The sequence below is a fragment of the Micromonospora sp. NPDC048905 genome (assembly GCF_040649655.1).
Lineage (GTDB): Bacteria > Actinomycetota > Actinomycetes > Mycobacteriales > Micromonosporaceae > Micromonospora.
In genome coordinates this window covers 16169-42499 of the sequence record NZ_JBEZFV010000023.1, presented here as the reverse complement: position 1 = coordinate 42499, position 26331 = coordinate 16169, and the positions used below count along the sequence as shown (strand labels likewise).

The 26331-nt window shown below is 71.6% G+C and carries 25 protein-coding genes; 16 read left to right on the top strand and 9 right to left on the bottom strand.

Annotated elements, in window-relative coordinates; translation table 11 throughout:
- Positions 1-20 precede the first annotated feature (20 nt).
- Entirely contained in the window at positions 21-1055 is a 1035-nt protein-coding gene (locus AB0C01_RS33305; RefSeq protein WP_357239448.1) for a LacI family DNA-binding transcriptional regulator, read from the bottom strand.
- A gap of 183 nt (positions 1056-1238) precedes the next feature.
- Between AB0C01_RS33305 and AB0C01_RS33300 the strand changes: the two genes are divergently transcribed.
- On the top strand, positions 1239-2207 hold the full coding sequence (locus AB0C01_RS33300) for an acetylxylan esterase (RefSeq protein ID WP_357239446.1): 969 nt from the start codon (positions 1239-1241) through the stop codon (positions 2205-2207).
- 80 nt (positions 2208-2287) lie between these two features.
- Complete coding sequence (locus tag AB0C01_RS33295) at positions 2288-3151, top strand: M15 family metallopeptidase (RefSeq protein WP_357573033.1); 864 nt, start codon at positions 2288-2290, stop codon at positions 3149-3151.
- A gap of 138 nt (positions 3152-3289) precedes the next feature.
- Here AB0C01_RS33295 and AB0C01_RS33290 read toward each other — a convergent pair whose 3' ends face one another.
- Together AB0C01_RS33290 and AB0C01_RS33285 are read right to left on the bottom strand one after the other, a co-directional pair.
- Positions 3290-5038 (bottom strand): cellulose binding domain-containing protein, encoded by a 1749-nt coding sequence (locus tag AB0C01_RS33290; protein ID WP_357573032.1) that lies wholly within the window; start codon positions 5036-5038, stop codon positions 3290-3292.
- Positions 5039-5329: 291 nt separating this feature from the next.
- On the bottom strand, positions 5330-6517 hold the full coding sequence (locus AB0C01_RS33285; protein WP_357573031.1) for a spore photoproduct lyase family protein: 1188 nt from the start codon (positions 6515-6517) through the stop codon (positions 5330-5332).
- Between the two features lie 193 nt (positions 6518-6710).
- On the opposite strand from AB0C01_RS33285, the gene AB0C01_RS33280 reads away from it, so the two are divergent.
- Both AB0C01_RS33280 and AB0C01_RS33275 read left to right on the top strand, forming a co-directional pair.
- A complete protein-coding gene (locus AB0C01_RS33280; protein ID WP_357573030.1) occupies positions 6711-7985 on the top strand; it encodes an RICIN domain-containing protein in 1275 nt (424 codons plus the stop codon).
- Between the two features lie 280 nt (positions 7986-8265).
- Positions 8266-8874 carry a hypothetical protein gene (locus tag AB0C01_RS33275; protein ID WP_357573029.1) on the top strand — a complete coding sequence of 203 codons (609 nt, stop codon included), beginning with the start codon at positions 8266-8268 and terminating at the stop codon, positions 8872-8874.
- On the opposite strand, the gene AB0C01_RS33270 is transcribed toward AB0C01_RS33275, so the two are convergent.
- Together AB0C01_RS33270 and AB0C01_RS33265 are read right to left on the bottom strand one after the other, a co-directional pair.
- Positions 8862-9821, bottom strand: coding sequence for a YafY family protein (locus tag AB0C01_RS33270; RefSeq protein ID WP_357573038.1), 960 nt, complete (start codon positions 9819-9821; stop codon positions 8862-8864). The two genes, AB0C01_RS33275 and AB0C01_RS33270, sit on opposite strands and share 13 nt — an antisense overlap.
- A gap of 75 nt (positions 9822-9896) precedes the next feature.
- Positions 9897-11288 carry a glycosyltransferase family 39 protein gene (locus AB0C01_RS33265; RefSeq protein ID WP_357573028.1) on the bottom strand — a complete coding sequence of 464 codons (1392 nt, stop codon included), beginning with the start codon at positions 11286-11288 and terminating at the stop codon, positions 9897-9899.
- Positions 11289-11648: 360 nt separating this feature from the next.
- On the opposite strand from AB0C01_RS33265, the gene AB0C01_RS33260 reads away from it, so the two are divergent.
- From AB0C01_RS33260 to AB0C01_RS33250, 3 genes are all read left to right on the top strand, one after another.
- Positions 11649-13646, top strand: coding sequence for a translation factor GTPase family protein (locus AB0C01_RS33260; RefSeq protein WP_357573027.1), 1998 nt, complete (start codon positions 11649-11651; stop codon positions 13644-13646).
- An 86-nt stretch (positions 13647-13732) separates the two neighbouring features.
- Positions 13733-13855, top strand: a complete 123-nt coding sequence (locus tag AB0C01_RS33255) for a hypothetical protein (RefSeq protein WP_357239426.1) — start codon at positions 13733-13735, stop codon at positions 13853-13855.
- 125 nt (positions 13856-13980) lie between these two features.
- Positions 13981-15180 (top strand): RtcB family protein, encoded by a 1200-nt coding sequence (locus AB0C01_RS33250; protein WP_357573026.1) that lies wholly within the window; start codon positions 13981-13983, stop codon positions 15178-15180.
- Between the two features lie 42 nt (positions 15181-15222).
- On the opposite strand, the gene AB0C01_RS33245 is transcribed toward AB0C01_RS33250, so the two are convergent.
- From AB0C01_RS33245 to AB0C01_RS33235, 3 genes are all read right to left on the bottom strand, one after another.
- Positions 15223-16014, bottom strand: a complete 792-nt coding sequence (locus tag AB0C01_RS33245; RefSeq protein WP_357239420.1) for a maleylpyruvate isomerase family mycothiol-dependent enzyme — start codon at positions 16012-16014, stop codon at positions 15223-15225.
- Positions 16015-16123: 109 nt separating this feature from the next.
- Positions 16124-17617 carry an MFS transporter gene (locus AB0C01_RS33240; RefSeq protein WP_357239417.1) on the bottom strand — a complete coding sequence of 498 codons (1494 nt, stop codon included), beginning with the start codon at positions 17615-17617 and terminating at the stop codon, positions 16124-16126.
- A 33-nt stretch (positions 17618-17650) separates the two neighbouring features.
- Positions 17651-18280 carry a TetR/AcrR family transcriptional regulator gene (locus tag AB0C01_RS33235; protein WP_357239414.1) on the bottom strand — a complete coding sequence of 210 codons (630 nt, stop codon included), beginning with the start codon at positions 18278-18280 and terminating at the stop codon, positions 17651-17653.
- Positions 18281-18542: 262 nt separating this feature from the next.
- Between AB0C01_RS33235 and AB0C01_RS33230 the strand changes: the two genes are divergently transcribed.
- The 7 genes from AB0C01_RS33230 (at position 18543) to AB0C01_RS33200 (ending at position 23967) form a co-directional block, all read left to right on the top strand.
- Positions 18543-18917, top strand: coding sequence for an L-rhamnose mutarotase (locus AB0C01_RS33230; protein WP_357239411.1), 375 nt, complete (start codon positions 18543-18545; stop codon positions 18915-18917).
- 202 nt (positions 18918-19119) lie between these two features.
- A complete protein-coding gene (locus tag AB0C01_RS33225) occupies positions 19120-19947 on the top strand; it encodes a peptidoglycan-binding domain-containing protein (protein WP_357573025.1) in 828 nt (275 codons plus the stop codon).
- 115 nt (positions 19948-20062) lie between these two features.
- Positions 20063-20476 carry a DUF6069 family protein gene (locus AB0C01_RS33220; RefSeq protein ID WP_357239405.1) on the top strand — a complete coding sequence of 138 codons (414 nt, stop codon included), beginning with the start codon at positions 20063-20065 and terminating at the stop codon, positions 20474-20476.
- A gap of 39 nt (positions 20477-20515) precedes the next feature.
- Positions 20516-20869 carry a YciI family protein gene (locus tag AB0C01_RS33215; protein WP_357573024.1) on the top strand — a complete coding sequence of 118 codons (354 nt, stop codon included), beginning with the start codon at positions 20516-20518 and terminating at the stop codon, positions 20867-20869.
- Between the two features lie 20 nt (positions 20870-20889).
- Complete coding sequence (locus AB0C01_RS33210) at positions 20890-22089, top strand: RNA polymerase sigma factor (protein ID WP_357239399.1); 1200 nt, start codon at positions 20890-20892, stop codon at positions 22087-22089.
- Entirely contained in the window at positions 22086-22664 is a 579-nt protein-coding gene (locus AB0C01_RS33205; protein ID WP_357573023.1) for a dihydrofolate reductase family protein, read from the top strand. The genes AB0C01_RS33210 and AB0C01_RS33205 overlap by 4 nt, the downstream gene beginning before the upstream one ends.
- Positions 22665-22785: 121 nt before the next feature.
- Positions 22786-23967, top strand: coding sequence for a snapalysin family zinc-dependent metalloprotease (locus AB0C01_RS33200; RefSeq protein WP_357573022.1), 1182 nt, complete (start codon positions 22786-22788; stop codon positions 23965-23967).
- A 132-nt stretch (positions 23968-24099) separates the two neighbouring features.
- Here AB0C01_RS33200 and AB0C01_RS33195 read toward each other — a convergent pair whose 3' ends face one another.
- Positions 24100-24936 (bottom strand): DUF3152 domain-containing protein, encoded by an 837-nt coding sequence (locus AB0C01_RS33195; protein WP_357573021.1) that lies wholly within the window; start codon positions 24934-24936, stop codon positions 24100-24102.
- Positions 24937-25071: 135 nt separating this feature from the next.
- Here AB0C01_RS33195 and AB0C01_RS33190 point away from each other — a divergent pair, with 135 nt between their 5' ends.
- Both AB0C01_RS33190 and AB0C01_RS33185 read left to right on the top strand, forming a co-directional pair.
- The gene (locus AB0C01_RS33190; protein WP_357239389.1) at positions 25072-25572 is read left to right on the top strand and encodes a SigE family RNA polymerase sigma factor; all 501 of its coding nucleotides are present in this window, start codon (positions 25072-25074) and stop codon (positions 25570-25572) included.
- Positions 25569-26327, top strand: coding sequence for a hypothetical protein (locus AB0C01_RS33185; protein ID WP_357239386.1), 759 nt, complete (start codon positions 25569-25571; stop codon positions 26325-26327). Before AB0C01_RS33190 ends, AB0C01_RS33185 begins: the two co-directional genes overlap by 4 nt.
- The last annotated feature ends 4 nt before the right edge of the window (positions 26328-26331 follow it).

Below are 26331 nucleotides of genomic sequence, written 5' to 3'. Positions count from 1 at the left end.
CTACCGACCCAGTTCCGGCCTCACGACGGGCCGGGCGACCCGGACGGCGGGGCGGTGCTGTCGCGGACGACAAGTTCCGTGGCGAGTTCCACACGTGGCGAGTCGATGCCCTCACCCTGGGCCAGGCGCAGCACGGTCCGGGCCGCCAACCGTCCCATCTCGACCAACGGCTGCCGCACCGTGGTCAGCGGTGGCGATGCCCAGCGGGCCTCCGGCAGGTCGTCGAAGCCGACGACGCTCACGTCGTCCGGCACCCGCAGCCCGCGCCGCCGGATGGCCTCGTAGACGCCGAAGGCCATCTGGTCACTCGCGGCGAAGATGCCGGTCGGCGGGTCGGCGAGGTCGAGCAGCGCGGTCGCGCCGGAGAACCCGGAGGCGTGGTAGAAGTCGCCCGGGTAGATCAGCTCGTCGTCCACCGGCACTCCGGCGCTCTCCAACCCGGCCCGGTAACCGTCGAGCCGCGCCCGGCTGCACAGCAGGTGCGTCGGCCCCGCCACCAGGCCGATGCGCCGGTGCCCGATCGCCAGCAGGTGCTCGGTCGCGGCCATTCCGCCGGCCCAGTTGGTGGCACCGATCGTCGGCACGTCCATGGCCGGGACACCGGCCGGGTCGACGACCACCACCGGCACGTTGAGGCGGCGCAGTTGCGCGTGCAGCGGCGGGCTGAGGTGCGAGGTCACGAAGATGACCCCGTCGGTGGCCCGGGTGCGCAGGTTCTGCAGCCACTGCCGGGCGGCGGTGGGCTGCCGGTGGATCGCGGAGACCACCGTGCCGACTCCCGCGCCGTGCCCGACATCCTCCACGCCCCGGATGATTTCCACGGCCCAGGGGCTGTCCAGGTCGTTGAAGACCAGGTCGACGAGGCCGGCGCGGCGAACGCTGCGGCTGGTGCGTCGCCGGTAGCCGTGGTGGCGCAGCAACTCCTCGACCCGCTCCCGGGTGTCCGGTGCGACATCGGAGCGACCGTTGAGGACCCGTGACACGGTCGGCACCGACACCCCGGCTTCCCGTGCGATCGCGGTGATGGTCACCCTGCGTCCGTCGTCCGCGCCCACCCGCGTCTCCTTCACCGTGCCGGAAGAACGACCACGAGACGTCGTCAACCGAGGATCCCGGAACGGTGTGCCCGTTCCACGCGTCATCTTGCCTCACCGACGGGGGTTGACGACATGCCAGGTCGGTTCTAGCGTTCGGCGAAGTTACGGAATCTTTCCGGAACTTCGTCGACCGGGGACGGCATGTACACCGATCTACCTGAGGAACAGCTGCGGGACTACCGCGGCGTCGTCACGGAGCCGGCGGACTTCGACGACTTCTGGGCCGACACCCTGACCGAGGCCCGGCGTGCCGGCTGGCCGGTGCGGGCCGAGCCGGTCGCGACCGAGTTGGACAGCATCGACGTGTTCGACGTGACCTTCGCGGGTTTCGCCGGCCAGTCCGTGCGGGCCTGGCTGCGGGTGCCCCGCGGCGCCGACACGGCGTTGCCGACGGTGGTCCAGTTCGCCGGCTACGGCGGCGGGCGCGGGCACCCGCTGGAGAACCTGCTCTGGGCCGCCGCCGGGTTCGCGCACCTGCAGATGGACACCCGGGGGCAGGGCTCGGGCTGGAGCCGGGGCGACACCCCGGACCTCGGCGCGGCCGGGCCGGAGGCGCCCGGCGTCACCACCCGCGGCATCGCCGATCCGAAGACCTACTACTACCGGCGGCTGATCACCGACGCCGTCCGGGCGGTGGACGCCGTCCGGACCCTGCCGCTCGTCGATCCGACCCGGGTGGCGGTGCTCGGGCACAGCCAGGGCGGAGGGCTGGCGCTCGCGGCCGGCGCGTTGGCACCCGGGGTACGGGCGGTGGTCGCGTTCGTGCCGTTCCTCTGCGACATTCCGCGCGCGGTGGTGACCACCGCCGCCCGCCCCTACCGGGAGATCCGCGACTACCTGGCGATCCACCGGTACGCCGAGGAGCGGGTGCTGACCACCCTCGCGTACGTCGACGGGGTCAACTTCGCCCGCCGCTGCCGCCGTCCGGCGCGGTACTCGGTGGCGTTGATGGACGAGATCGTCCCGCCGTCGACGGTCTACGCGGCGGCCAACGCCCACGCCGGGCCGAGCGAGTTGGCGGTGTGGCGCTACAACGGCCACGAGGCCGGCGGGATCGACGACGACGAGTCGGCGCTGGTCTTCCTGCGCGCACACCTGACCGAGAGCTGACCGGGCCACGTGCCCAGCGGGGCCGACCCGGAACGGGTGCATCCGGCCCGCGCCGCCGGCCCGGCTGATAGACAGGAGAGGTGGGTCACCGGATCGCCGTCGCGCTCGTGGTCGCCGTGCTGCTCGGCGGTTGCTCGCGGCCGGAGCCCCGCCCCGCGCCGGCCGCGCCCCCGTCGACGCCGGTGAGTCCCACCCCCCGGCCCACCTCCGCGACGCCCACCCCCGCGACGTCCAGATCCGCGGCCGCCCGGCTGCCCGGATTCGTGGACCTGAGTGACGTCGACCCGCGCATCCACGCCGACATCCGCTACGCCACGGCGCACAACTTCGTGGGCCGCCCGATCGCCGGCTACCCGGAGCCGCTGTGCCTGCTCACCCGGCAGGCCGCCGAGGCGCTGCGCCGGGTGCAGGACGCCGCCCTGGCCGGCGGGCACAGCCTCAAGGTGTACGACTGCTACCGCCCGCAGCCGGCGGTGGACGACTTCGTCGCCTGGTCGAAGCGCCCCGGCGAGCAGCAGACCAAGGCCGAGTTCTACCCGGACCTGGCCAAGGATCGGCTCTTCGCCGAGGGCTACATCGGGGCGCCCACCGCGCACAGCCGGGGCAGCACCATGGACCTGACGCTTGTGGACGACCCCGCCGCCGACCAGCCCGCGTACCGGCCTGGGCAGCCGCTCGTCGCCTGCACCGCGCCCCCGGGGCGGCGCTTCGCCGACAACAGCGTCGACATGGGTACGGGCTTCGACTGCTTCGACTCCCGGGCGCACACCGCCGACCCCCGCATCACCGGGACGGCGCGAGACAACCGGCGGTTGTTGCAGCGGCTGATGACCGACGCCGGCTTCGTCAACTACGACCGTGAGTGGTGGCACTACAGCCTGCGCGACGAGCCGTACCCGGACACGTTCTTCGCCGCGCCGGTCGCCCGCTCGTCGGTCGGCTGACGCGCCGCCGTCCGGCACGCGCGTTGGCTGACCCGGCCGGTCGATACCGCGTCCGCCCCGACCGGGGGCGGCCGGTGGGGCGTGTGGGTGCGGATCCGCGATCCAACACCCACACGCCCACCTGGGGCGGTGCGGCCCTCAGAGGGTGAACACGAGCGTGGAGATGCTGCGGGCGGCGACGTTGATGGTGGCCTGACCGCCGTTGACGCTTGTCGGTTGGCTGGCCGCGTTGGCGTTCTGCGAGGTGAGGTAGTGCTCGGCCCGGGTGACGTTCTGCGGCGCCTGGACCACGGCGTTGGTGACCGCGCTGTTCGAGCGGTTGAGGATCACCAGGGTGACCTTGCCGTCGCCCTGGTAGGCGGTCACCTCCAGGGGCGAGGCCTTGGAGCTCTTGGTCAGGGCGACCCGCTGGTAGCCGGGGCGGACGTACTTGGCGTACTGCGAGAACGCGTACCCGCGCTTGAGCGGAGCGCCCGCGACGGTGCCGAACGCCGACTCACCGTCGCCGATGAAGGAGTAGTAGCGCTTGCCGTACCACCAGATGTAGGCGCTCCAGTTCGCCTCCATCGACCGGTGCACGGTGCGCATGATGTCGTCGAGCGTCTCGTTCCAGACCGTGCCGTTGGCGGGGTTGCCCCAGATGTTGGAGCCGCCACCGTCGGCGGCGTGCAGGTTCCACTCGGTCATCCACACCGGCTTGTTGTACTGCGCGGCCAGGGGATACGGCTTGAGCCGGCCGGACTCCTCGGTGCCGTACAGGTGCCCGCCGATGTAGCCGATGTTGTTGCGGGCGGTGGTGTCGTTCAGGGTCGGATCGGTGAAGTTGTAGTTTAGGTTGACCGCCTCGGCGACCATCAGCTTGGTGTTCTGCACCTTCGTGCCCTGGTCCCGGACGAAATTGCGCAGCTCGGTGCCGCTCCAGTCCATCGAGTCGTAATCCGGGTGCCAGTCCGGCTCGTTCTGCACCGAGGTGACGTCGATGTTCACGCCCTGGCCACGCATGTACTGCACGTAGCTGTTCAGATGGTTCGCGTAGTCGTCGTAGTAGTCGGTCCTCAGCTTGCCGCCGTTGACCCGGCTGTTGTTCGTCTTCCACGCCGCCGGTGCGGTCCACGGCGAGGCGAGGATCTTCACGTTCGACCCGTACGACTCCGCCGTCTTCAGCGAGTCCACGTGCGTCGCCCACTCGCTGGACACCGGCGACAGGCCGGTCCGCACGATGGACAGCCCCAACTGGTTGGCGCCCAGCCCGACGAGCGTCTGGGTGTCCGTCGTCGACCAGGCGCTACCCCAGATCGACTGCGCGGCCCCGAACCCGTCGACTGTCTGGTATCTGGTCGCGCTGTTCACCGTGATGTCCGCCGGCCCGTTCGGCGGCGGAGTGGTCGGCGGTGGGGTCGTCGGCGGTGGGGTGGTTGGTGGCGGGGTCGTCGGCGGTGCGCTGGTCGGCGGTGGCGTGGTCGGTGCCGGTTCGCCGGTGCAGGCCACCCCGTTGAGCGTGAAGCTGGCCGGCGCGGGGTTGCTGCCGGTCCACGAGCCGTTGAAGCCGAACGAGACGGTGCCGTTGGTGGCGATCGCGCCGTTGTAACTGACGTTCCTGGCGGTGACCGCCGCGCCGCTCTGGGTCAGTGTCGTGTTCCACGCCTGCGTGACGCTCTGACCGGCGCTGTAGGACCAGGCCAACGTCCAGTTGCTGACCGGATCACCGAGATTGGTGATGGCGACGTTGGCGCCGAACCCGCCCTGCCACTGCGACGACACGCTGTAATCCACCGAACAGCCAGCGGCCGCTGCCCCGGCCGGCATCGCCACGGCGATCGCCGTCGATGCCACAAGCACCGCGCCGGCGGACACCGCGGCGGCCCGGATAACTCTGGGTCTTCTCATGGACCATTCTCCTGATGATCGGGGGCGTGAACACGCGAAGTGCCGCGTTGCCATGACAGATCGCTGTCGGGCCACGCCGCCACCGTGGCCAGGACAGCGGTGCGGCACAGTGTGAGCGCTAACAGGTGCTGCCCATCGCACCCGACACCACATCGCTCATTGCCCCGCTGGCGGCCGAGCTCCCGACGGCACGCCTACCTACACCCGCATCGACTTTGGTGGATGAGAAGGTTGCCGTCAAGCGACGACGGCGAGGTTCGCGAAAGTTTTCCGAAACATGCCGGGGACGGCTCAGGTCCAGTAGAGGATCCGGCAGGCCGGCACCCGCGACGCGAGCTCGGCGGTGAACCAGCCGCGCAGCTCGGCCATGGTGTCGCGCGGGTAGACGTACTTCACCGCGCCGAACTTGCCCTGTTTGCGGCTGCGCGACTCCTCGTCCATCTCCAGCCGGGTGCGCGGGTACCAGCCCAGCAGCACCTCCTTGCTGCCCGGGGTGAACCGGTGAGTGATCAGCTCGGCGGTCAGGTCCAGCTCCGGCACCCCGTCGACCGCCGCGCGGACCTGGTCGAGCAACTCGCCGTAGCTTTCCCGCCAGTCGGGCAGCGCGATGATCGGGGCGATGGTCAGCCCGACCGGGTAGCCGTCGAGCGCGAGCCGGCGCAGCGCGGCCAGCCGCTCCGGCACCCGGGCGGTGCCGCCCTCGAACCGTTCACTCACCGGTGCGCAGTTGACGCTGAACCGGACCCGGGTACGGCCGGCGTGCGGCAGCCCGACGAAGGTGTCCACGTCGGCGTACTTGGTGGTCCAGCGCAGTTGCACGGGCGCGTCCCAGGCGGCGAAGTGCTGCACCGCCCGCCGCCAACTGCCGGTGAGGTGCTCCAGCGCGAGCGGATCGGTGTAGCAGGACGCCTCGAAGGTGGTGCCCTCGTCGGCGCGTCGCGCGTTGCGGCTGGTCACCGTCCCACGCCCGGCGTACACGGCCAGCCCGTCCAGGATGTCGTCGAGGTCCGCGTACACCCGGGTCACCGGCGGGCCGGACAGCGAACCGGCGAGGTAGCAGTACTGGCAGTGCGCCGGGCAGCCCTCGGCGAGGTCGACCCGCCAGTCGGCGCTGGGCGCGATGGGTTGCAGGGTGCGCCGCGAGGGTGGGCTGACCACGATCGCCATGGTGGCCTTCGCCCGCGCGTACGTCTCCCGGTCGGTTTGTCCGCGTACCCCGGTGAGCCGGTTGGCTCGCAGGTGTTCCACCTCGATGCCCTGTGCCTGCACCAGCTCGACGATCCGCTGGCCGTGCGGGTGCTCCAGCGCCGCCGGGGTGGCCACCACCCGGCGCGGGGTCCAGCGGCGGGCCGGCCGGGCCGCGGGTGCGAGCCCGGCGAGGTCACGGGTCGGCACCCACTCGCCGCTGGCGTCGTGCGGCGCGGCGGGCAGGTCGACGGCGAGGGGCGTGTCGACGTCGACGGCGTCCGGGCTGGTCATCGGGCCGGAGTACCCGCTGGCACCGGAATCCCACCCGTTCAGCCGACCCATGATTGACGCCGCCGGTGCCACCGCATAACCTTTCGTCTATCTGTAAACCTTGTGAACAGATGCAGGTCGACGCGGCGGCGCGCGTCCCCACCGAAGGGACGATCAGGTGATCGCAGAACTCTCCTCCCGTACCAGACGAATCTTGTCGTTGTTCGTCGCTCTGCTGGTCGCGCTGAGCGCCGGCCTCGCGGTCAACGCCTCGCGGTCCGCGCAAGCCGCGCCGACGTTCAAGGTCCTGGCCTTCTACAACGGCACCTGGGACGCCGCGCACATCGACTTCGTCCGGGACGCCCGGGCCTGGTTCCCGCAGGCCGCCGCGCAGCACGGCTTCTCCTGGGAGGCCACCAACAACTGGGGTCTGCTGAACACCGCGAACCTGGCCCAGTACAAGGTGGTCATGTTCCTGGACGACGCGCCGCCCACCGCGCAGCGGGCCGCGTTCCAGCAGTACATGCAGAACGGCGGGGCGTGGTTCGGCTTCCACGTCAGCGCGTGGACCGACAATCCGTCGAGCTGGAGCTGGTACTACAACACCTTCCTCGGCACCGGCTCGTTCCAGACCAACACCTGGGGACCCACCCGGGTCACCATGCGCGCCGACAACCGCACCCACCCGGCCACCCGGAACCTCCCGGCGACCTTCCCGTCGTCGATCAGCGAGTGGTACTCCTGGAGCAACGACCTGCGGCAGAACCCGAACATCGACATCCTCGCCTCGGTCGACGCGTCCAGCTTCCCGGTCGGCACCGACCCCAACCAGTCCTGGTACGGCGGGTACTACCCGCTGGTGTGGAGCAACCGGCAGTACAAGATGCTCTACGCCAACTTCGGGCACAACGCCATGAACTACAGCACCAACACCGGGCTGTCGTCGACGTTCGACAGCGCGCAGCAGAACCAGCTGCTGATCGACGGGCTGCACTGGCTCGCCGGCGCCGGCACCACCACCCCGACCACGCCTCCGCCGACCGGCGGCACGATCTCACCGACCGCCTGGCACACGGTGGTCAACCGGGGCAACGGCAAGTGCGTGGACGCGCGCGCCGCCGCCAGCGCGAACGGCACGGCCATCCAGCAGTACGCCTGCAACGGCAGCGCCGCGCAGCAGTACCAGTTCGCGCCGACCAGCGGCGGCTACCTGCGGGTCAACAACCGCACCAACGCCGCCCAGGTGCTCGACGTGACCGACCGGTCGACAGCCGACTCGGCGCCGATCCAGCTCTGGTCCTACAGCGGTGGCAACAACCAGCAGTGGCGTGCCGAATCGGAGGGCGGCGGCTACTACCGCCTGGTCAACCGGCAAAGCGGCAAGTGCCTCGACGTGCCGGGAGCGTCCACGGCGGACAGCGTCCAACTCATCCAATACACCTGCAACGGCACCGCCGCGCAGTCCTTCCGGTTGGTGCCGCAGTCCTAGCTGCCCGGCCCGACCAGCCCGTCTGCCGCCCGCCTCATCGGCCGGCACGACCAAGGGGTCGGCGCTTCGGCTCCGTCACCACGACACGATGGTGGCGGAGCCGAAGCCGACAGGTGTCGCCAGCGGCCAGAGGTCACCCCCGGGCAGTTGGTGAGGTCCGGCTCGGACGGCTCGGGAGACCTGGCGCCGCACGATGACCGACGGTGGTCGACCGACCGGGTGGTGCACTCCCTCGCGAGAGGGAGGTGGCCCGGCCTGCTCGGTTCCTAGCGTGAGCGGCATGAGAACACCTGACCGCCTCGATGCTCCCAAACCCTCGACGTCGCCACCGATGGTCGCCGAAACCGGAGAATCGCGGCTACGCGTGGCGTGGCGTAAGGCCCACGCCCCGGTGGCGGGAGTGCCCCGCTGGGCGCGGGTCGCCGCCTACGTCATCCCGTTCACCGTGCTGCCCTCCGGCCTCTGGCGGCTCCCGGTCGCGTTCCGCGACGGCGTCGGGTTCGACGGGCGGGTGTACGTCGTCTGCCTCTCGATCGTGGCGGAGCTGATCGCGTTCACCGCCGTCGGTCTCGTCGCCGGCTGGGGAGAGCGATTCCCGCGCTGGATTCCCTGGCTGAGTGGCCGCCGGGTGCCGACGCCGGCCGCGCTCATACCCGCGACGCTCGGCGCGACGGTCCTGACCGTCCTGTGGACCAGCGCCTTCATCCAGATATTCGCCGGGGTCACCATGCGGGGCACGCCGCTCCCGGCGGACTTCCCCACGCAGCGCGGTGAGGGGGAGGCCGCGATCTTCTACGCCTGCTATCTCCCGCTGCTGCTGTGGGGACCACTGCTCGCCGCGGTCGCCTACGCCTACTACCGGCGACGCCAGGGCCGCTACGACACCTGAGCGGCCCGACCGAACCGGGCGGCGACGGCACGCACGACGTCGCGCAGCTCCGGCGGGTCGAGCACGTCGAAGTCGACCCCGATGGTGCTGAGGAAGGCGGCCAGATTGCTCAGCGACTCCCCACCGGTGTGCAGCAGGCAGGTCCGCTCGTCGATCGCCTCCAGCAGGCCCGCCGTGCTGGGGATCCGCTGGGCCACCTGGTCGGCCGACGCGTGCAGGCGTACCCGGGCGGGATGCGGCCAGGCGGTGGAACCGACGCCGCGCAGCACGTGCGCGACCGCGTCGCCGCCGGGCGGCTCCCGCGGGGTGAAGCGTGGGCCGGTCGGCACCCGGGGCCGGATCCGGTCGGCGCGGAAGGTGCGCCAGTCGGCCCGGTCGGTGTCCCAGCCGAGCAGGTACCAGCGCCGACCGGTGTAGACCAGCCGGTACGGCTCGACGTCGCGCACGGTGGCCGTACCGTCATGCCCGGCGTAGTCGAAGCGCAGGCGCTCGGCCCGGTGCACCGCCGTCGACACGGCGGTGAGCGTGTCGGCGTCCACGGTCGGGCCGCCGCCCGCGGCGGAGACCGTCGCGGCCCGCAGGGCGTCCACCCGGTGCCGCAACCGCGACGGCAGCGACTGCTCCAGCTTCGCAAGCGCCCGCAGCGACGTCTCCTCGATTCCGGTCACCGAACCGCCGGCGGCCGCCCGCAGCCCGACGGCCACCGCCACGGCCTCGTCGTCGTCGAGCAGCAGCGGCGGCAGGGCCGATCCGGCGCCGAGCCGGTAGCCTCCGGCGACCCCCGGGTGGGACTCGATCTGGTAGCCCAGCACCCGCAGGCGCTCCACATCGGTGCGCACGGTGCGGGTGGTGACCGCCAGCCGTTCGGCCAGTTCCGGGCCGGACCACTCCCGGCGAACCTGCAGGAGGGTCAGCAGCCGCAGCAGCCGCACCGAGGTCTCCACCATGCCCGCGAGTCTGCCAGGCATCGGGGAAGCTCTCCTTCCGCGATCGGCCCTGGTCGGCTACTACTGCCGGGCCCCTCAGGCCGTGCGCTCCAGGAGGGTGATGCTGAGCAGTGGGTACCGCCAGCGCTGTGCCTCCCGGTAGCCGGCGCTGATCCGTTCCCGCTTGCCGGGTGCCATGTCCCGCAGCGGGTCGGCCGCGGGATCGGCCCCGACGACCCAGATGCGCGGTGGTGTGCCGAGGCAGGTGGCGTCCGGGCACTCCGTCGCCAGGAACCGGCCGTCGCTGCGCTGCGGGGCGACGCGCAGCACGTCCGGTGGGCGTGGGGCCGGCAGGTAGCGCTCGTAGATGTCGCGCGGTGACCAGGGGATGCTCGGGTGGCTGTCCGGAAACACCACGACGTCGCCGGGTCGGTAGTGGGGACCGATGACCGCCGCGATCCGGTACGAGTCCTGGCTGTGACCGGCGTGGGCGCGAATGGCGACGTGTGCGGGGAGGGCCAGGACGGCCGCCAGGACGACCGCGACGACGGCCGACGACCGTCCGACGCGGGCCAGGGCGGACGCCGCGAGGACGGCCAGCGCCGGCAGCACGACAAGCACGTAGCGGGCCACCCAGACGTGTAGCTGGGTGCCGGCGAGCAACAGCAGCGCCATCGGGACGAACGCCGCGCCGGCCAGACACACGTACGCCGGGGCGCGGCGCACGCCGAGGATCGCGAGGACGAGGACGAGCCCGCCGACGGCCGCGGAGTGGAAGAGCCGCTCCGGGAACGCCTGGAGGGCACCCAGGTCGACGAGCGCGATCCAGGACACCTGGGCGCTCTGCCCCCGACCCCAGACCGACAGCGCGAGCGCCGGCAGCACACCCACGCCGGCGGCCGTCACCCACCCGCGTACGGTCCGCCAGCCCTCGGCTCGGCGAGGGAGCTGCCACCAGCCGACCGCGACGGCGTGACCCGCGAGCATCAGCAGGCCGTTGAGCGGATGCAGCAGCCCGACGACGCCGACGGCGGCGGCGTACCCGGCGAGGCGGCGACGCGTGGGCTCCTCCAGCAGGCTGATCAGGCACCACACGGCGACAGCGGCACCGAGGATCACCGGGGCGTAGGACCGGGCCTCCTGCGCGTACCGGGAGGTCACCGGCAGGATCGCGAAGAGCAGCCCCGCCAGCAGGCCGGTCCCAGGGCCGCCGAGTCGACGTCCGAGCGCGGTCACCACCACCGTGGCGACGGTGCTGGCGGCGACCGAGGGCAGCCGCAGCGCGGCCGTGGACGTGCCGGCCACGGCGACGTACACCTTCATCAGGGCGTAGTAGGGAGTCAGGACCGCGTCCACCGAACCGGCGAGTTGCCACAGCTGCGACCAGCTCAACCGGACCGCGCCCCAGGTGGCCAACTCGTCGGCCCAGAGGGCCGGACCGGTCAGCCGCCACCGGCCAAGCGCCAGCGCGACAAGGGCGGGGAGCACCCAACCCGCCACCGTCGCGCCGAACCGGATGTCGCGCGGTCCACGATCCGCGTCCGCCCGAGGCAGGTCCGGTGCGGTGGCGACGGTGCCGACATGGTGCGACGGCCAGGTGGCGGTGATGGTGGTTCTCCCGGGACAGGGGCGGACAGTGCCGCGCGAACCTAGCCGCGTCAGGTGAGCACGCGGCGTCGCGGAGCCGGACGGTACGTGAACGGGAGCGCCGGCTAAATCGGTTGTCCGAGCCGCGACGGCCTGCTGAACTACCCGAAACCGCCACCAACAGCCAGGGAGTCACCATGCGCGCTGCGTCGATGTCCGACCAGAGGGGATCTGTCGCCTACCTGAAGGACCTGACGCTGCGTGAAGACTCTGAACCTCGGCATCCTGGCTCACGTCGATGCCGGTAAGACCAGCCTGACCGAGCGGCTGTTGCACGACGTTGGCGTGACCGACCAGCTCGGCAGTGTCGACGCGGGCAGCACCCGTACGGACTCCCTGGCTCTGGAACGGCAACGCGGGATCACCATCCGCTCGGCCGTCGTCTCCTTCGTGCTGGACGACGTGACCGTCAACCTGATCGACACGCCCGGTCACCCGGACTTCATCGCCGAGGTCGAGCGGGTGCTCGGCGTGCTCGACGGCGCGGTGCTGGTGATCTCCGCGGTGGAGGGGATACAACCGCAGACCCGCGTGCTGATGCGGACCCTGCGGCGGCTGCGCATCCCGACACTGATCTTCGTCAACAAGGTCGACCGGGCCGGGGCGGACCCCGAGCGGGTCGTGCGGGCCGTCGCGGAGAAGCTCACTCCGACCGTGGTGGCGATGGGCTCGGTGGTGGCGCCGGGGACTCGCGGCGCGCACTGCTCGCCGTACGGCCCCGCCGACGTGGGGTTCACCGACCGGCTGCTCGACGTGCTCGCGGGGCAGGACGACGGGTTGCTCGCCGACTGGGTGGCGGACCCGTCGGCGGTGCCGTACCCGCGGCTGCGCCGGGTGTTGGCGACGCGGACCCGCCGGGCGCTGGTGCAGCCCGTGTACGCCGGCTCGGCGATCACCGGCACCGGCGTGGGCGCGCTGATCGCCGGCATCACCGAACTGCTGCCGACCGGTCAGGGTGACCTGGACGCCCCGGTCTCCGGCACCGTGTTCGCCATCGAGCGGGGACCGGCGGGGGAGAGGATCGCCCTGGTCCGCCTCTTCGCCGGCACGATCCGGGTTCGCGACCGGGTTCGCGTCGGTACGGCCGACGCCGCGCTGGTCACGGCGATACGTGTCGCCAGCCAGGGGGCCGACGTGGTGGCGTCGTCGGTCGGTGCCGGCCACATCGCCCGGCTGTGGGGTGTGCCGGACGCGCGGATCGGCGACCCGGTCGGCGTACCCCCGGAACGTGCCGTCGCGGACCGCCACTTCGCGCCACCCACGCTGGAGACGGTGGTGGTGCCGGAGCGCCCCGTCGACCGGGCCGCGCTGCACGCGGCGCTGAGCCAACTCGCCGAACAGGACCCGCTGATCAACCTGCGGCAGGACGACCGGCGGCACGAGATCAGCGTGTCGCTCTACGGCGAGGTGCAGAAGGAGGTCATCCAGGCGACCCTGGCCGACGACTTCGGCGTGCGGGTGACGTTCCGGGAGACCAGCGTGGTGCACGTGGAACGGGTGTGCCGCGTCGGCGAGGCGGTCGAGGTGATCGCGGTGGCGCCCAACCCCTTCCTGGCCACCGTCGGGCTGCGGATCGGCCCGGCGCCGACCGGGGCCGGTGTGAGGTTCCACCTCGGCGTCGAGCTGGGTTCGATGCCACCCGCCTTCTTCGCCGCCGTGGAGGAGTCCGTACGTCGCACCCTGCGCCAGGGGCTGCACGGGTGGGAGGTCCCCGACTGCGAGGTGACGATGACCCACGCCGGCTACTGGGCGCGGCAGAGCCACTCGCACGGCAGCTTCGACAAGAGCATGTCCAGCACCGCCGGGGATTTCCGCAATCTCACCCCGTTGGTGCTGATGGCCGCGCTCACCCGTGCCCGTACGCGGGTCCACGAGCCGGTGCACCGCTTCCGGTTGGAAGTGCCCGGTGACGTCCTCGGCACGCTGCTGCCGGCGCTCACCCGACTGGACGCGGTGCCGACCGACACCATCGGGCGGGGCACGTCGTACCTGGTGCGGGGCGAGATCCCGGCGGGCCGGGTGCACGCGCTGGAGCGTCGCCTGCCCGCGCTGACCCGGGGCGAGGGTGTGTTGGAGACCGAGTTCGACAGGTACCGCCCGGTGCCCGGTCCCAGCCCCACCCGGCCCCGCTGGGACAACGACCCGCTGGATCGCAAGGGGTATCTGCTGGCGGTCGCCCGCCGAGTCGGCGGCCGGTAACGGCGATATCCATTGCGGACGCCCCGCAGCCCTCCTAGGCTCGTCGGTGCAAGGTCGACCGAGCCACACCCCGAAGGGAGTACGCCGTGCCACGACGCATCCGCACCGATGCCGCCCGGCTGCTCCCTGCCGGCGGGTCTCTGCTCGGCACCACCAGAGCCTGTGCGTACCCGGCGCTGCGGCGCAACGAGCCGGGGTGGCGCGACTGACGCGACGCTGACGCGTCCGCCGGCCGCCCATCCCACCGGGATCGGGCGGCCGTTTCGTATCCGCGCACCGCCGCCGCGCTCATACCTGATCATCAACGGTCATCGCACGACACGAGGAGACCACGATGGGATTCACCCCTCTCGCCGGTACCCGGGCTCCGGTCCGGGTCTGGACCGACCCCTACGCGATCGAGCCGCAGGCCGCCAAGCAGCTGCGCAACATCGGTGCGTTGCCCTGGGTGCAGGGTGTCGCCGTCATGCCCGACGTGCACTTCGGCAAGGGCGCCACGGTCGGTTCGGTGATCGCGATGCGGCAGGCCGTCTCGCCGGCCGCGGTCGGCGTCGACATCGGCTGCGGGATGTCGGCGGTGCGTACCTCGCTGACCGCCGCCGACCTGCCCGACGACCTGGCCGGGCTGCGCTCCGCGATCGAGGCCACCATCCCGGTCGGCTTCACCCAGCGCGAGGACTCGGTCGACACGCGTCGGATCCGGGGTCTGGAGCAGGCCGGCTGGGACGACTTCTGGGGCCGGTTCGCCGGCCTGGACCGGCGGGTGGCACAGTTGGAGACGCGGGCGCGGCGGCAGCTCGGCACCCTCGGCGGGGGCAACCACTTCATCGAGGTCTGCCTGGAGCAGGGCGGCGCCGACGAGGGGCGGGTCTGGCTGATGCTGCACTCCGGGTCCCGCAACATCGGCAAGGAACTGGCCGAGCGGCACATCGGGGTGGCCCGGGGGCTGCCGCACAACGCCGACCTGCCGGACCGGGACCTGGCCGTGTTCCTCGCCGGGACGCCGGAGATGGACGCGTACCGGCGGGATCTGTGGTGGGCGCAGGAGTACGCGCGGCGCAACCGGGCGGTCATGCTGGCCCTGCTCTGCGGGGTGGTGCGGGAGCAGTTCCCGCAGGTCGCCTACGACGAGTCGATCAGCTGCCACCACAACTACGTGTCCGAGGAGAGCTACGACGGGGTGGACGTGCTGGTGACGCGCAAGGGTGCCATCCGGGCCGGCCGGGGTGACCTGGGCATCATCCCCGGGTCGATGGGCACCGGGTCGTACATCGTGCGGGGCCGGGGTAACCCGGACGCGTACTGCTCGGCGTCGCACGGGGCGGGGCGCCGGATGTCGCGGGCGCAGGCCAAGCGGACGTTCAGCACCGAGGACCTGGCCGCGCAGACCGCCGGGGTGGAGTGCCGCAAGGACGCCGGGGTGGTCGACGAGATCCCCGGCGCGTACAAGGACATCACCGAGGTGATGGCCCAGCAGGAGGACCTGGTCGAGGTGGTCGCGCACCTCAAGCAGGTGGTCTGCGTGAAGGGCTGACGTGCCGTGCGGGCCGGGCTGACCGGCCCGCACGGCCGCTGGTCAGAAGCCGACGAAGACCCGGCGCAGGTCGTCGAGGGTCACCGAACCGGTCGCCCGCACCCCGTCCGGGGTGTGCTGGGTGCCCAGCCGTCCGGTGGCCAGCCGCAGCCACGCCTCGGCCGGGGCCTCCAACTCGCCGTCGGGACGCTCCGGCGCGTCGACGACCTCGACCTTCTCGCCCAGCCGCAGCCCGAACGTCCGCTCGGGCGCGTGCACCCGGACCAGCAGCGTGGCCTCCCGCCCGCCCAGTTCCTGCGGTCGGCTGGTCCAGGCCAGCATGCCGCCGATCTGGTCGAGCAGCAGCGCCACCGCGCCCGGCGTCACCGCCGCGAACGGGTTGAACGCCACCTCGGTGTCCCACTGGTGCAGGGCGAACTCGCTGAGCCGGAACCGGGCCGCGGTGGCCACGTCCACCGGCTCCGGCAGGAAACCGAGGTCGATTCGCATCGAGGAGCGGGTCTCGGCGTCCAGCGCCTCGTACGCCTCGACCAGCCGCTCGTTGGCGGCGAGGAACCCGGCGGCGTGCTCGGCCGGGGCCATCGCGTCCCAGCGTGCCCAGACGCCACGGTTGAAGTCCCCGTCCGGGCCGGGTGCGCCGGTGCGGGCGGCGTCCAGCGTCGCCAGGTTGATCTCGGCGCCGCTGCCCAGGTGACTCAGCACCTGGGAGACCTGCCACTCGCTGGCCCCCGACGGCCGGAGCAGGTCGTCCTCCTTGAGGTCCCGCACGAGCGCGGCGAGCTCCTCGTGGCCCGCGCGCAGAGCTGTGATGATCTGGTCAGCAGGGGTCGACATGGATCTCCTCAAACGGATTTTCGACGATGGTCGGGACGTTACCGGACGTGGCCGCCGGCCGGTCCACCCCACGCTCGGGGCGCTCCGGCCGGCGGCCACATCGGTCAGCTCAGCCCATGTGCACGGTGGTGCCGGTGGGGACGTCCTCCTTGCGGACCTTCACCAGGACCAGGGTGGCCAGGCCGGCGAGCACGATCAGCGCCGCGCCCCAGGCGAAGGCCACCCGGTAACCGTGCACCAGCGCCTCGACCTGGGTGACCGGGTTCGGCGCCCGGCCCACCAGGTAGGCGGCGACCGCGCTGGTGTAGAAGGTGTTCAGCAGGGCGGTGCCGAGCGAGCCACCGATCTGCTGGGTGGCGTTGAGCGTCGCGCTGGCCGCGCCGGCGTCGTGCTCCGGCACCCCGACCAGGGCGAGGCTGGACAGCGGGACGAAGGTGAAGCCCAGCCCCAGGCCCAGGATGACCTGCGCGGGCAGCAGGTGGGTGAGGAACGAGGTGTCCGCGTCGATCTGGGTCAGCACCAGCATGCCCAGGGCGGCGAGCACGGCACCGGCGACCATCAGCGGCTTGGCGCCCAGTCGCGGCATCAACTGGCTGGCGCCACCGGCGGCGATGAGCACACCGGCGGTGACCGGCAGCGACGCGAGACCCGCCTCCAGGGGCTTGTACTGCAGCACCACCTGGAAGTAGAAGGTCAGGAAGAGGAACGCCCCGAACAGGCCGGCGCCGATCAGCGTCGAGGTGAGGAACGCCCCGCCCCGGTTGCGGTCCAGCACGATCCGCAGCGGCAGCAGCGGGTGGCTGGAGCGCAGCTCGATCACCACGAAGGCGGCGAGCAGCACCACGCCCGCGGCGATGAAGCCGAGCGTCGCGGTGGCGTCCCAGCCGTCCTCGGCGGCCTTGGTGAAGCCGTACACCAGGGAGACCAGGCCGGCGGTCACCACGACCGCGCCCGGTACGTCGTAGCGGGTGTTGCCCTTGGCCCGGCTCTCCGGCACCAGCGGGAGCGCGAACGCGATGGCGATCGCGGCGACCGGGATGTTGACCAGCAGGCACCAGCGCCAGTTGGCGTACTCGGTGAGCACCCCACCGAGCAGCAGGCCGACCGCAGATCCGCCGCCGGCGATCGCGCCGTACACGGCGAACGCCTTGGCCCGTTCGGTGGCCTCGGTGAACAGCACGGTGAGCAGCGCCAGCGCGGCCGGGGCGAGCAGCGCACCGAAGGCGCCCTGCAACGCGCGGGCGGCGAAGAGCATCCCGCCGGTGGTGGCCAGACCGCCCAGGGCGGAGGCGAGCGCGAAACCGGTCATGCCGACGATAAAGGTGCGCTTGCGCCCCCAGTAGTCGGCGATGCGACCGCCGAGCAGCAGCAGCCCGCCGAAGGCCAGCGTGTAGGCGGTGATCACCCACTGCCGGTTCGCGTCGGTGATCCCCAGGTCGGCCTGGGCCTTCGGCAGTGCGATGTTCACGATGGTGGCGTCCAGGACGACCATCAGCTGCGAGACCGCGATGACCGCCAGCGCGATCCAACGCCGCGGGTGCGGCGTGCTTGTCGACGCCCCGGCGCCGGATGCGCCAGGTGCGGTCGAGGTGGTTCCGGGCATGGTGAAGCCTTCCGTGTTGCGGATGTCGGTGGGTCAGGCCGGTGACGGGCGGTCGGGCTGGTAGCGGAGGACCGGGATCAGCACCTGGTCGACGACCTGGATGAGGAACGCGTCGTCGGCGGGCAGGCCGTGCGCGACGATGCGGGACAGGGTGAGCGCGGGCGCGAGATCGTGGAACAGCTCCCGTTCGCCGGCCTCCGGCGGGATCTCCCCCCGGGCGGCGGCCCGGACCAGGATGGCGGTGCTGGCCACCCGCCCGGCCGGCAGCACCTGGTGACGTACCAGGCGTTCCAGCTCGGGGTTGGTCCGCATGGCGAAGGTCAGCGCCTGCATCAGGTCGCAGTCGGCCACGCAGATCGCTGCCGTGGCCCGCAGCAGCTCGATCAGGTCACCGCGCAGGCTGCCGGTGTCGGGCGGGTTGTGCACGCCGACGTGCCGGTCGCGCAGGGCGGCGACGACCAGCTCGGCCTTGCCGTCCCAGCGCCGGTAGATGGTGGCCTTGCTGACGTGGGCGCGGGCGGCGACGGCGTCGATGGTCATCCGGTCGAAGCCGACCTCGCGCAGCAGGTCGATGACCACACCGAACAGGTCGCTGTCGGTGCACCGGGGAACCCGGGCGGCCGGCACCCCGGCGCCCGCGCCCACCTGCTGACCACCCAGCATCCCAACCCCCCGCGAAACGATGTCGTACTCACAGTAGTTCCGGATTGGTGAAGGTGCAGGGTTTCGTGAGTTGCGTCGCACCGAGTTCACGAAACGATTGCGTTTCCGACAGGCGTCCGGCGGGTGAACCTGGCGGTCGGTAGTCCGGGCAGGAGGACCACCGGTCGACATCGCCGGCGGCCGGCCCCTGCCCGGCACCCCTCAACCGCTACGGTCAGGTGCTTTCGGCACCCCTGAACCAGTTCACACGAAAGGGCACGACGTGAAACGTCATGGCTGCGTGATCCGGCTCCGCCCCGAGCAGCGGGAAACCTACCTGCGGCTCCACGCCGACGTCTGGCCCAGCGTCGAGCAGACGCTGCGCGAGGCGAACTTCCGCAACTACACCATCTTCCTGCACGACGACCTGCTCTTCGGCTACTACGAGTACGTCGGCGACGACTACGAGGCCGACTCGCGGCTGATCGCCGCGGACCCGCAGACGCAGGAGTGGTGGAAGCTGACCGACCCGTGCCAGGAGTCGATCGCCGAGCCCGGCTCGGGAGACTGGTGGGCCCCGATGCGCGAGATCTGGCACCTGGACGACGAGGCGGTCGCGCAGGCACCCGACCCGACCCAGCAGGGCTCCGTCAACTAGACGAGTGAGTGTTGAGCGGTATGTCGCAAAGTCATGATGATGAATCTGCGGCATACCGCTCACTACCGCGTCCGCCCCCGCGAAGGTGGCCAACGGTCACCGTTGGAGGTTTGTACGCTCCAACGGGGTGACAACTCGGCTCGCGCATTGAAGACTAGCTTCATCCGTTCATGTGGATTGGTCAATATCCTACGGAGGAAGCGTGCTCACGAGAAGGAACCTGCTCGTCGCCGCCGGTGCGGCTGTGGTCGGCGCCGTACCGCTGGCTGGCTCGGCCACGGCCGCGTTGCCTCAGCTGGACATGGAGGCGCTGGTCAAGGCAGCCCAGATCGACCCGCGTCGGCCGGACACCGCGCTGACCGAGGGTGCCAAGGACAGCGTCCTGCTTGTGGAGCGCGCACTCCAGGCGAGAGGGCTGCTCTCGTCGGCGTACGTCGACGGTCACTTCGGCACCAGCACGATCGCCGCGTACGCCGCGTACCAGCGGTCCCTCGGCTACGCCGGTTTCGACGCGACAGGTCTACCCGGCCCGTCGTCACTGCGGTCGCTCGGCGAGGGACGGTACACCGTGGTCCGGGCGATCTCACCCGGCAGCGTGGTTACCCTGCGCGGTGTGCAGGTCAACACGCGCACCAGGTCGATGCTGATCGAGGCCGAACGCCTACTTGGCCGCCAGCTCGGCATCACGCAGGGCTCGTACAGCAGCGGTGTGGGCGCCTCCGCCGGCACGCACGACGGCGGCGGCGCGCTCGACCTCTCGGTCAGCGGTCTCTCCTCGTCGGTCCGGACCGACGTGCTGCGTCGACTGCGCACGGTGGGCTTTGCCGCGTGGCTACGGACCCCGGCCCAGGGGGACTGGGGCTACCACATCCACGCCATCGCGCTCTCCGACACCGACCAGTCGACAGGTGCGCAGAACCAGGCCGGCGACTACTACCTCGGTCGTAACGGCCTGGCCAACCGGGGCGTCGATGATGGCCCAGCGGTCAGCCCGAAGCGGACCTGGGAGGAATACCAGCGCACGCTCTGAGGTCCACGAAAGTCGTCGACAAGAACGTGGGCGTGCCTGTCGATTGGGACCTGGTCCATTCGTAGCCCTGGTGAGAGCCCGCCACCGCGGCGGGCCACACCCACGGGAGGGCACGATGACCACCACAGCGACCACCACGCCCGCCATCACCTCGACCGTCGGTGCGCTGATCCGGACCGGTGTCGCCGCCACGCTCGCCGCGAGCGCCGCCACCATGGCCGTCGCCGCCGTCGGACGCGCGGCGGGGATCAGCCTCGACGTGGCCGACTCGCCCATTCCGGTGACGGGTTTCGGTGTGCTGACCGCCGTACTCTCGCTGGTCGGGGTGATCCTCGCCGCGGTGCTGTCCCGTTTCGCCAGGCGTCCCCGGTTCGCGTTCGTCCGTACCACTGTGGTGTTGACGCTCCTGTCGCTGGTGCCGGACGTGATCGTCGACGCGGAGGCGGCCACCAAGGCGCTGCTGATGGTCGCTCACCTGGTCGCGGCCGTGATCGTCATCCCCGCTGTCGCGCGCCGCCTGGCCGCCTGACCTGTCGCCATCGCACCATCGAACGGTTGGAGGATCGTCATGAAGCAGTACCTGCTGTCCGTGCACGCCGTCGAGGGGGAGCCGGACCCGTCCGACGAGGAGACGCAGACCATGTTCCGGGAGACCGGCCGGATCAACGACGAGATGCAGGCCGCGGGCGCCTGGGTCTTCGGCGGAGGGCTCCGGTCGCCGGACAGCGCCACCGTCGTACGGATCGAGAACGGCGCCACCACCATGAGCGACGGGCCGTTCGTCGAGACGAAGGAGCACATCGCCGGCTTCTGGGTCATCAGGTGCGCGGACCTGGACCAGGCGCTGGCCTGGGCCGAGAAGTGCGCGGCGGCCTGCGGCCCGGTCGAGGTGCGCCCCTTCGACGACCTGTCCCAGGCCTGACCGGGAGCCGGCCGACCGACATGGACCTGGGAAGCATCTACCGCGCGGAGTACGGCCGCTGCGTCGCCACCCTGGCCCGCATCCTCGGTGACCTCAACCTCGCCGAGGAGGCGGTCCAGGACGCCTTCACCACGGCGCTGCAGAAGTGGCAGACCCCGCCGCCGAACCCGGGTGCCTGGATCGTGACCACCGCCCGCAACCGGGCGGTGGACCGGCTCCGCCGGGAGTCGACCCGCGAGGCGCGGCACGCCCAGGCTCTGCTGCTGCACCACCAGGACGAGCCCCGAGAGGTGGGACCGGTGAAAGACGACCAGCTGCGCCTCATCTTCACCTGCTGCCACCCCGCGCTCGGTCCGGACGCGCGGACCGCCCTCACGCTCCGCCTGCTCGGCGGTCTCGACGTACCCGAGATCGCCCGCGCCTACCTGATCCAGGAGTCGACGGTCGCGCAGCGCATCGTGCGCGCGAAGAAGAAGATCCGGGACGCCGGCATCCCCTACCGGGTGCCCGCCGAACACGAGCTGCCGGACCGACTGCCGTACGTGCTCACCGTGCTCTACCTGATGTTCAACGAGGGCTACGCGTCCACCGCCGGACCGTTGATCAGAACGGACCTGTGCGCCGAGGCGATCCGGCTCGCCCGCGAGCTCGCCGCCTTGATGCCCGACGAGCCCGAGGTGCTCGGCCTGCTCGCCCTGCTGCTGCTGACCGAGGCGCGCCGGCCGGCCCGGCTCGACCCGTCCGGCGAGCTGGTGCTGCTGGCCGACCAGGACCGGTCACTGTGGAACCGGGCGCTCATCACCGAGGGGCACGACCTGGTCCGGCGTTGCCTGCGGCGTAACCAGCCCGGCCCGTACCAGATCCAGGCCGCGATCGGCGCGGTGCACACCGACGGCGCCGCCACCGACTGGCCGCAGGTCCTGGCACTGTACGACCAGCTTCTCGCGCTCCGGCCGAGCCCGGTCGTCGCGCTCAACCGTGCGGTTGCCGTCGCCGAGGTGCACGGACCGGCGCAGGCCCTCGCCGGGTTGGCGGACCTCGACCTGCCGGGCTACCACCGGCTGCCGGCCACCCGCGCGGAGCTGCTGGTCCGGCTCGGCCGCGACGAGGAGGCCCGAGCCGCCTACGACCAGGCCATGGAGCTGGCCACCAACGACACCGAGCGGTCCCACCTGCGGGCCCGTCGTGCCGCACTCACCTCTGAACGGAGCACATCATGACCGCCACCTACACCGTCGACGTCTTCTCCAGCCTCGACGGCTTCGGCAGCACCAGCGGCAACTGGGGCGGCTACTGGGGCAAACAGGGCCCCGAGCTGCTCGCCCACCGCCTGGCCGTCTACGGCGAGGAGCAGCGCATGGTCTTCGGGGCCCGCACGTACCAGGAGTTCGCGCAGATGCTGGCCGCGAGCACCGAGGAATCCGAGGTACGGGACGCCTGGGTCACGCGGATGAGGAGCCTCCCGGCGACGGTGGTGTCGAACACCCTGCAAGGCCCGCTCGACTGGCCGGACGCGACAGTCGTAGCCGGTGACGCCGTGGACGTCGTCGCCCGGCTCAAGGAGGAATCCGACGTGCCCCTGCGATCGCACGGGAGTCTGTCGATGAACCGGGCGCTGATGGCCGCCGGTCTGGTCGACCTCGTCCAGGTGACGATCTTCCCGGTCATCACCGGTCAGACCGGACGGAAGCCGATCTTCTCGGAGGCGGCCGACTTCGACCTGGAACTGGTCGAGAGCCGGACCCTCGACGGTCGCTCCCAGGAACTCGTCTACCGGCCCACCCTGCACGTCTGACCGACCGGCTCGCCGGTATGACGCTTCCGCTATGCCCACTATCGATCGCCGTCACATTAACATCTACGTGCATCGATGAGATGGCGGCCGGTGGCCGCCGACGAGCGCAGGGGAGTGCCCGATGTTCCGAGGACAACTGAGACGCGCCGCGCTGGCCATGCTGGTGGCGATCCTGGCGGCGGCCGGGATGCAGCTTGCCACCGGCACGCCGGCCGTCGCCGTCCGGACCGTCTACTACGACGCGAGCCGGACCGGCGAGTTCCGCACCAACTTCGACCAGGCGGCGCAGATCTGGAACAGTCGGGTCAGCACCGTCCGACTCCTGGCCGGCACCCCGGCCAGCATCACCATCTACGTCGACGACGGCTGGCCCCGCGCGCAGTCGACCGGCCTCGGTTCGGGCCGGATCTGGATGGGTCGCACGGCCGTCAACCAGGGCTACGACCGCACCCGCATCGCCACCCACGAGGTCGGCCACATCCTGGGTCTGCCGGACCGGCGCACCGGCCTCTGCTCCGACCTGATGTCCGGCAGCAGCGCACCGGTCTCCTGCCGCAACGCGAACCCCAGCGCGGCCGAGGCGAGCCGGGTGAACTCGCTGTTCGCCGGCACCCTGGCCGCGCCGGCCAGTACGGCATACACCTGGAACGGCGCATCCGACGTCGGCCCGCTGGTGGTCGGTGGCCGGCCGGCCACCGAGAACTACCCCTTCCTGGTGTACGTCTCCGGCTGCACCGGCACCCTGATCAAGGGCAACTGGGCGGTCACCGCCAAGCACTGTTCGACCCCGTCCTCCGTGCGGGTGGGCAGCACCAACCGCACCAGCGGCGGGACCGTGGTGCGGGTGACCCGTGCGGTGAACCACCCGAACGTCGACGTCAAGCTGCTGCAACTGGCCAGCTCGGTCCCGTACGCGCCGGCCCCGATCCCGAGCACCTCCGGCGCGGTCGGCACCGCCACCCGGATCATCGGCTGGGGCCAGACCTGCGCCCCGCGGGGCTGCGGATCGGCTCCGGCCGTGGCCAACGAACTCGACACGTCCATCGTGGCCGACAGCCGGTGCTCCGGTATCAACGGCGCGTACGAGATCTGCACCAACAACACCAACGGCAACTCCGGCGCCTGCTACGGCGACTCGGGTGGGCCGCAGGTGCGCCGGGTCAGCGGAGTGTGGAACCTGATCGGCGCGACGAGTCGGGCCGGCAACAACAACTCCACCTGCGCCACCGGCCCGTCCATCTACGTCGACCTGCCGTCGATCCGCTCGTGGATCTCCACCCAGGTCGGTGGCCTGCCCGTCTGACCGTCGGCGACATCGTGGGCGGGGGCGAGCGCCAGACGCGCCCCCGCCCCGGTGTCACCCACGCCATCCCACGCTGCGATACGACCAGGAGCGCCTCCCGCGAACCGGAGGGTGACCCGCGAGCCGTCGGCCTCAGGCTGCCGGGTACGCACCCTCGCGCCTCGGGATGTCGTCGTCGTACGCCCCGACCGGCCCGCTGTAGCGGTCCGTGCCCGTCGGGTACGGCCAGGCGTTCGCGGTGCAGCCGTGCAGGCCCAACGTCTGCTGCTGCATGACCGGTGCCAGCCGGCCCCGCCGGGGGCACCGCTCATGACCGAACCCGAGTTTGTGCCCCACCTCGTGGTTGACCATGTACTCCCGGTAGGTGGTCAGACTCGCACCGTAACCGGGCACCCCCTTGACCCAGCGCGCCACGTTGAGCACCACCCGACCACCGTTGCGGCAGGAGGTGTAGGCGTCGGGCACGTCCTGGCAGAGCGTGTCGCGGGTGCCGGGGGTCGCCAGGTAGATGGTGAAGTCGGCCGGCCCGCCGGCGCCCACCCGGCGCAGCCGCCACGTCCCGCCGGCCGTCCACCCGCGGGGGTCGTTCAGCGTCGTGGAGATGGCCGTCGCGACGTCGCCCACCGGCAGGCCCCGGATGTCGCGTTCCACGACGATCCGGTAGCGCAGCAACCGACCGCCGGTCGCTCCCGTGGGTGCCGCCTCGGCGGGTGCCGTCGTCCAGCGGTTGCCGCCGGTGGCGGGGTAGGTGACGTCGACGGTCGGCGCGGAACTGGGCGGGACACCGGTGACTCCGGTCGGCCGACCGGAGGCGGTGACCGTGGCCGGCCGACTGGGCTGCGGCTCAGCGGCGACGGGACCGGTGCCGGGTTGCCCTCCGGCCGGCAGACCGCACCCGGTGAGCAGCACCACCACCAGCAGTAACGCCGCTGAGGCGGTACGCCATGGGCGGGTAACCTTCGTCGACATGTCTCTCCCCTCGCGCGCCGGTCGGCGGCGCGGAGGAGAAGACGGGCGACCACTGGGAAAAGTTGCTGTGACGTGGACTCAACCTTTTCCCGGCCTCGCCCGTCCCTAGCGGTGTGGCACGGGGGAGGGTTCGGGGTGGCGCGGGGTGACGCGGAGTTCGTCGAGTTCGCGAAAGCGGCGTCCGCGCGACTGGTGCATGCGGCGTTCCTCATGACCGGCGACCACCATCAGGCCGAGGACGCCGCGCAGACCGCCCTGGTCCGCACCTATGCGTCCTGGTCGCGGGTCCACGACGACGACGCCTACGGGTACGCCCGCCGCACCCTGGTCAACCACCTGGTCGACGGGTGGCGACGACCGATGCGGGAGTATCCGACCGACGAGGTGCCGGAGCAGCGGCGCGACGACGTGGCCGACGACGTGGCCACCCGGCGCTGGTTGATCACCATCCTCGGCGCGCTCAGCCCTCGTGAGCGGGCCATCGTCGTGCTGCGCTACTACTTCGACCTTCCGGAGGCGCAGGTGGCTCGGGAACTGGCCGTATCCGTGGGCACGGTCAAGAGCACCAGCTCGCGAGCCCTGGAGAAGCTGCGTACCGCCGCGCCCCACACAGCCGACGAGAGGGCGCGCCGATGAGCGAGCTGGAACGGCTCCGCCAGGCCATGCGGGCGACCGAGCGTCCCGACGCCGTGCTCGATCTGGACACCGTGCTGCGCCAGGGACGTCGGTTGCGTACCCGTCGGCGCGTCGCCGGAGTCGGGGCGGCGACGCTCGCGACCGGCCTGGCCGCCGTGGTCGTGGTGGCGGTCGGCGCGTCCGGACCGGGCGATCCGGCGCCGACCGAGCACCCGCCGCCGGTCGCCGTCGCGCCGCCGTCGGTCGGTGCCTCGCCGTGGGCGCAGAAGTCGGCGGACTCCACGCCACCGCCGACGGCGGGCCGCGACGAGCCGCCACCGAAGCCCCTCGGCCAGTTCGTGGACAGCGGGATACGGCACGGCGCCGACCGGCGGATCTACTACTTCGTCCCGGTGACCCTGCCCGGTGCGCCCAAGGTGACCATCGGGCTGGCCGCCGGTCGCCAGTCTCCGGACGGCGCACTGACCACGGACATCCTGGTCAACGACGTCGAGGGGTCCGACCGCAGGCCCGGGTTCCACCAGATCGGCTATGACGAAAGCTCGTCGACCGCGCCGGCGCCGACCTTCGGTTACTTCGTCGGCCCCGCCCAGCAGATCACCGGCACGGTGGACGGCCGGCAGGTCCACGCCCGACTGGCCCGCTGGAGTCTCGACAAGCAGGTGGTGATCTTCTGGTTCGAGCCGGCCGTGTTGACCCCGGGGGATCGGCTCGACGGCATCATCGCCCGGGACGCCTCCGGCCGCCGACTCTGACGCG

Excerpts from the sequence above, each read along its gene's own strand:
- AB0C01_RS33300 (WP_357239446.1), top strand. The coding sequence starts at position 1,239 with ATGTACACCGATCTACCTGAGGAACAGCTGCGGGACTACCGCGGCGTC.
- AB0C01_RS33290 (WP_357573032.1), bottom strand. The coding sequence starts at position 5,038 with ATGAGAAGACCCAGAGTTATCCGGGCCGCCGCGGTGTCCGCCGGCGCG.
- AB0C01_RS33285 (WP_357573031.1), bottom strand. The coding sequence starts at position 6,517 with ATGACCAGCCCGGACGCCGTCGACGTCGACACGCCCCTCGCCGTCGAC.
- AB0C01_RS33275 (WP_357573029.1), top strand. The coding sequence starts at position 8,266 with ATGAGAACACCTGACCGCCTCGATGCTCCCAAACCCTCGACGTCGCCA.
- AB0C01_RS33270 (WP_357573038.1), bottom strand. The coding sequence starts at position 9,821 with ATGGTGGAGACCTCGGTGCGGCTGCTGCGGCTGCTGACCCTCCTGCAG.
- AB0C01_RS33250 (WP_357573026.1), top strand. The coding sequence starts at position 13,981 with ATGGGATTCACCCCTCTCGCCGGTACCCGGGCTCCGGTCCGGGTCTGG.
- AB0C01_RS33245 (WP_357239420.1), bottom strand. The coding sequence starts at position 16,014 with ATGTCGACCCCTGCTGACCAGATCATCACAGCTCTGCGCGCGGGCCAC.
- AB0C01_RS33240 (WP_357239417.1), bottom strand. The coding sequence starts at position 17,617 with ATGCCCGGAACCACCTCGACCGCACCTGGCGCATCCGGCGCCGGGGCG.
- AB0C01_RS33235 (WP_357239414.1), bottom strand. The coding sequence starts at position 18,280 with ATGCTGGGTGGTCAGCAGGTGGGCGCGGGCGCCGGGGTGCCGGCCGCC.
- AB0C01_RS33220 (WP_357239405.1), top strand. The coding sequence starts at position 20,063 with ATGACCACCACAGCGACCACCACGCCCGCCATCACCTCGACCGTCGGT.
- AB0C01_RS33215 (WP_357573024.1), top strand. The coding sequence starts at position 20,516 with ATGAAGCAGTACCTGCTGTCCGTGCACGCCGTCGAGGGGGAGCCGGAC.
- AB0C01_RS33210 (WP_357239399.1), top strand. The coding sequence starts at position 20,890 with ATGGACCTGGGAAGCATCTACCGCGCGGAGTACGGCCGCTGCGTCGCC.
- AB0C01_RS33205 (WP_357573023.1), top strand. The coding sequence starts at position 22,086 with ATGACCGCCACCTACACCGTCGACGTCTTCTCCAGCCTCGACGGCTTC.
- AB0C01_RS33200 (WP_357573022.1), top strand. The coding sequence starts at position 22,786 with ATGTTCCGAGGACAACTGAGACGCGCCGCGCTGGCCATGCTGGTGGCG.
- AB0C01_RS33195 (WP_357573021.1), bottom strand. The coding sequence starts at position 24,936 with ATGTCGACGAAGGTTACCCGCCCATGGCGTACCGCCTCAGCGGCGTTA.
- AB0C01_RS33185 (WP_357239386.1), top strand. The coding sequence starts at position 25,569 with ATGAGCGAGCTGGAACGGCTCCGCCAGGCCATGCGGGCGACCGAGCGT.